At 29.3% G+C, this 5,218-nt stretch carries 4 protein-coding genes; 1 reads left to right on the top strand and 3 read right to left on the bottom strand.

What is annotated here, in order from left to right; genetic code table 11:
• The first annotated feature begins 222 nt into the window (after positions 1–222).
• A complete protein-coding gene (locus VN21_RS13550) occupies positions 223–1,569 on the top strand; it encodes an alanine/glycine:cation symporter family protein (protein ID WP_046823725.1) in 1,347 nt (448 codons plus the stop codon).
• Between the two features lie 77 nt (positions 1,570–1,646).
• Here VN21_RS13550 and VN21_RS13545 read toward each other — a convergent pair whose 3' ends face one another.
• From VN21_RS13545 to VN21_RS13535, 3 genes are all read right to left on the bottom strand, one after another.
• On the bottom strand, positions 1,647–2,543 hold the full coding sequence (locus tag VN21_RS13545) for a D-alanine--D-alanine ligase (RefSeq protein WP_046823724.1): 897 nt from the start codon (positions 2,541–2,543) through the stop codon (positions 1,647–1,649).
• A 96-nt stretch (positions 2,544–2,639) separates the two neighbouring features.
• Positions 2,640–3,527 carry a cation diffusion facilitator family transporter gene (locus tag VN21_RS13540; RefSeq protein ID WP_046823723.1) on the bottom strand — a complete coding sequence of 296 codons (888 nt, stop codon included), beginning with the start codon at positions 3,525–3,527 and terminating at the stop codon, positions 2,640–2,642.
• Positions 3,528–3,949: 422 nt separating this feature from the next.
• Positions 3,950–5,131 carry a M20 metallopeptidase family protein gene (locus tag VN21_RS13535; protein WP_046823722.1) on the bottom strand — a complete coding sequence of 394 codons (1,182 nt, stop codon included), beginning with the start codon at positions 5,129–5,131 and terminating at the stop codon, positions 3,950–3,952.
• Positions 5,132–5,218 lie beyond the last annotated feature (87 nt).

Here is a 5,218-nt window from a genome sequence, read left to right as displayed (position 1 = left end):
GCTTACTTACTGTAATATTTCAAACAAAAAGGAAATTTAAATCCTCCAAAATAAAGAAATATTAAATTTTTTTGTATTCTAAGAATTTAATTTTTATAAGTTAATTTATATTCAACATAAAAATTTTCTTTGCATATATTCAAAAACAACTGCTACAATTTAACTACACAAATATTTTTATGCTAAAAAAATTAATATACAAATTCAAGGGGGTATTATTTTATGTTTGATATATTCAAGCAATTTATTGATTGGTTATGGCTTTATCCGATTTTAATTATCCTAGTCGGTGGTGGTATAACCATGTCAATTACGTTAAATTTTTTTCAAATAACAAAATTACCATTCATACTAAAAGAAACTTTTGGAAAAATATTCAAAAAAGGAGAGGGGGATGGAACAATAACTCCATTTCAGGCAGCTACATCTGCTTTAGCTTCTACAATAGGTGCTGCAAATATAGTAGGTGTTCCTCTAGCTATAGCTACAGGAGGTCCTGGAGCTATATTTTGGATGTGGATTATTGCCATATTTGGATGTGCTCTTAAATACTCAGAAATTATATTAGGTATAAAATATAGAGTTAAAAATGAAGATGGTGAATACGTAGGAGGTCCTATGTATTATCTTAAAAATGGAGCAAAAATGCCCTTACTAGGATCTTTATTCGCATTTTTCTTAATGGTTGAAATAGCACCATCTATAGCAACTCAGTCAGCTTCAATTATTCAAACTGCTGAAACTATAAATATCCCTCCTATCATATCATGTTCAGTTCTTGTGTTCATAGTCGGATTGGTTGTTTATGGAGGAATAAAACGAATCTCAAAAGTTACAGAAAAACTAGTCCCATTTATGGCTGTTGCATTTTTTTTAATATCACTTACAGTCGTGTTAATTAACTTCAAAAACATACCATATGCATTTAACTTAATATTTAAAGGAGCATTTAATCCTACTGCCGCTGCTGGTGGATTTACAGGTTCTATAGTATCAGCAACAATAAGAGCTGGAGCAGCTAGAGGAGCTTATTCAACAGAAGCAGGTATGGGTACATCAACAATAGCTCATTCTGCTGCTGTTACTGATTTTCCTGCAAGACAAGCTCTTTGGGGCGTGTTTGAAGTTATCGTTGATACACTGTTTATATGTACAATAACAGCATTGTTAGTTTTAACTACAGGAATATGGTCTGACCTTGGAGCTGACAAAGCTGCTGCTATGCCTTCTATGGCAATTCAAAGTGTATTAGGTACTAAATTTGGTGGAGGTTTTTTAACTATTTGTATGCTTATGTTTGTTTTATCAACTTTAATAGTCATAATTTTTTATGGCGAAAAGCAAGCTGAATATTTATTTGGTTTAAAAACATCTAAGTTAGTTAGACTGATTTATTTATGTTTTATAATTATAGGCGCATTATGTAAGTTAGGTAATGTAGTAGTGTTATTAGATTCTGCCCTAGCCTGCGTTATAGCTACAAATATGATAGGCGTAATAAAACTTCGAAAAGAAGTAAAAGAAGAATCCGATAAATTCTTTGAAAGTCAAAAAGCTAAAGCAAATTAATTAAATAACTCAACTAAAATAAGCTAACTCAACTTATAGATTAATCTTTATTTTGAATTAGCTTATTTTTTATATTTTTAATTTAAAGAGTACTGTATTATTTTATTTATCAACTCACTAAATCCTATTCCATTAGCCTTCGCGCTTCTTGGAATTAAACTAGTTTGGGTCATTCCTGGTAATGTATTTAATTCTAATACATATGGCACACCATCGCTTATTATTACATCTACTCTAACATAAGCTTTACAGTTAAAAGCTTCCCAACATCCTTTAGATATTTCATTTACTTTTTCTTGTAATTCTTTTTCTAAATAAACTACTTCTTCTGTAGCCCCGTTTGAACTATATTTTGACTCAAAATCGAAAAACTCTGAATTTGATTTTATTGATATAGTAGGGAATACTTCTCCATTTAATATAAATGATGTGTACTCTCCACCTTTTATATATTTTTCTATCATTACACAATCATCAACTTCTAATCCTTTTTGTACTGCATTTAATACTTCTTCTTTAGACTTTATTAAAAATGTTGCTACACTTGACCCTCCACTATTTGGCTTTATAAATACTGGATATCCTATTTTTTCTATTTCTTCATAATTTATATCTTCTATTTTTCTAACTACTGTCCAAGGTGCTGTTGGTAAATTAGAATCTCTTAATATTTTTTTAGTCATATTTTTATCCATGCATAAAGCACTAGTTAATGGATTACATCCTGAGTATGGAATATCCATAGCTTCTAAAATAGATTGGACACATCCATCTTCTCCAAATTTACCATGAAGAGCTAAAAATGCAAAATCTATATCATCTGTTACCTTAGTGAATATATCTTTTTTATCATTTAATACAATCTTTACTGCTTCATGTTTATCTCTATCTATATTGTTAAAAACCTCTTCGCCTGATCTTAGTGATACTTCTCTTTCCGAAGATATACCACCCATTATAACTGCTATTTTCATCTATCTCACTCCTAATTATTATCTTTTACGTCATTACTTATATAAACAGTATATGATTTATGGATTATATCTTAAAGTACCACCCATAGTCAAGTTTTATATATCAGTGGTTTTCTTATTATAAAATGGTTCTATATGAATTATGACTTGAGCACTTTTATTTATATTCTTTCTTATAGATTCTTCAATATCATGATTTAATTTATGAGATTTTTCAACAGTTATATTAGGTTCAACCATTATATGCATATCAATATGCACATCATTTTCACTACCTCTACTTCTAATGTTATGAACATCTTTTATTTCATTAAAGCTTTTTAGTATCTCTTTTATAGCCTCTTCATCAACTATTGCTTTATCAACTAAAACATCTATAGTAGATTTAAAAATTTCATATGAAGCATGAAGTATAAACCCTGCAACAACTAAAGATGCAATAGGATCAATTATAGCTGGTAATCCTAATCTAACCCCAACTAAAGTTAATAAAACCCCTATAGAAACAAATATATCGCTTTTAGTATGAATTGAGTCTGATATTAGTATATAACTATTTAGTTCTTTACCTATTCTATATTCATAAGTACATACAAATATATTTATTATAAGAGTTAATATTAACACAAATAAACTTCCAATTGTTATTGTTGGTTCAACTGGATTTTGAAATTTCAAAATACCTTCAAATATAATTTTCCCACCTATAAATAAAAGCATTGCACCTATAAAAAGACCTGATATAACTTCAAATTTCTTATGTCCATACGGGTGTTCTTTATCTTTGGGCTTAGATGCAATAGATATTCCTATTAAGCCTACAATATTTGATGTTCCATCAGATATTGAGTGAAATCCATCAGCAGTCATACTTGCACTTTTTATAATACTACCAATTACTATTTTTAATATTGCAACACCTATGTTTGCAAATAATATTATCCATAAAACTTGTTTTACTTTTTTATAATTATCAGATATCATAATTAGCCTCCTTAATTTTAAAAATAAAAATTCGCTTTGCTTGAGCGACTACGTCTACGAACCACTTCATGTCACTCAAATTTCATATCGTCAACGTCCACTCGGCAAACTCGTGTCCCGTTACTAAAACGACTTTGTCCGTTGCTCAAAAACTTTTTTGCGCTTAAAACCAAACTTATAAATTCCTATACCTGTTTAATATACAATTTTTCGGTCTGTTAATTCCTAAAGCGCAAAAAAATCCATGGAAAAGTTTTTAAACTATCCCATGGATTTATATATCCACTGCTTCCTAAGAAACCCAGCACATAATAATACGTGCCTGATAACTCCATTTAACATGTTAAAATTAATTTTAATTCTATCAATTAAATATCTTGCTGTCAATATTAATTTATATTCAAATTAAGCTAATTATGTTACTAATTATTTAAAAAATTTATTGCTCCTTCTACTAAAAGCCTACATCCCTTTTCAAATACGTCTTCATTAAGTTTTACTTTTGGATTATGAAGAGGATAAATCTCCTCACCCTCTATTATTGTGTTTAATCCATAGTATACTCCAGGTATTTTTTCAAAGTAATAAGATGCATCCTCGCTACCCATAGCTCCTTTAGGTAAAAGCATAATTGAGTTTTCACCCCATATATTTTTGCAAATACCTGATAAGTAATCAACCATATCATTATTATTATTAAGTGCTGGATATCCATATTCATATTCATACCCATAGTTTCCACCCATAGTCTTTGTTACCCCAGATACAATTTCTTCTAATCTTTTATTTACAAAATCTCTAGAATCATTTTCTAAGCATCTTACTGTGCCTAAAATCTCAACATAATTAGGTATTATATTATATGCTGGAGTTGATGGTTGTTCGCTTTTTATATTGGATATACTTATTACAATAGGGTTTTGAACATCATTTTCTCTTGTCAGTATTCCTTGTATCATATTTATAATTTGATTTGTCATAAATATCGGATCTTTTGAAAATTCTGGAGTTGATGCATGTGCACCTTTTCCAACAACCTTTATTTTAAATCGGTCTGATGATGCCATCATTCCTCCTTTTTTTGTTACAATCTGTCCAGGTTTAAAATATGGTATGCTCATAACATGCTGAGCTATAATAGCATCTACTTTTGGATTTTCTAAAACGCCTTCATCCATCATTACTTTTGCTCCTCCTCCATATTCCTCTCCTGGTTGAAAAATAAGTTTAACTTGCCCATTTAATTTATCTTCATTTTCTTTTAATATTTTTGCTGCACCTAAAAGCATTGCAGTATGTGCATCATGTCCGCATGCATGCATATTTCCATTTGTTGACTTAAAATCTACTTTTGTTTCCTCCGTTATAGGTAAAGCATCCATATCAGCTCTTAATGCTATAACCTTTTTATTTGTTTTTTTACCTATCAATCCTGAAAGTCCTGTACATGTTTTAAACTCTTTATAATCTATACCCATATTTTTCAATTCTTTTTTTACGTACTCTAATGTCTTTGGTAAATTCAACCCAATCTCTGGTATTTGGTGTAAATCTCTTCTACATTTAATTATGTATTCACTTATATTTTCTTTATATCTTAACATTTTAATTACCTCCAATATCAATAAGTATTTTAAAATAAATTTGATGTATTCTTCACTTAATGTATAATTTAATATTACTACTAATTA

The organism is Paraclostridium benzoelyticum (genome assembly GCF_001006285.1).
GTDB classification, from domain to species: Bacteria; Bacillota; Clostridia; order Peptostreptococcales; family Peptostreptococcaceae; genus Paraclostridium; species Paraclostridium benzoelyticum.
Note: the sequence above shows the minus strand (reverse complement) of the source record. Positions and strands in the feature narration are given on the sequence as shown.

Excerpts from the sequence above, each read along its gene's own strand:
- VN21_RS13550 (WP_046823725.1), top strand. The coding sequence starts at position 223 with ATGTTTGATATATTCAAGCAATTTATTGATTGGTTATGGCTTTATCCG.
- VN21_RS13545 (WP_046823724.1), bottom strand. The coding sequence starts at position 2,543 with ATGAAAATAGCAGTTATAATGGGTGGTATATCTTCGGAAAGAGAAGTA.
- VN21_RS13540 (WP_046823723.1), bottom strand. The coding sequence starts at position 3,527 with ATGATATCTGATAATTATAAAAAAGTAAAACAAGTTTTATGGATAATA.
- VN21_RS13535 (WP_046823722.1), bottom strand. The coding sequence starts at position 5,131 with ATGTTAAGATATAAAGAAAATATAAGTGAATACATAATTAAATGTAGA.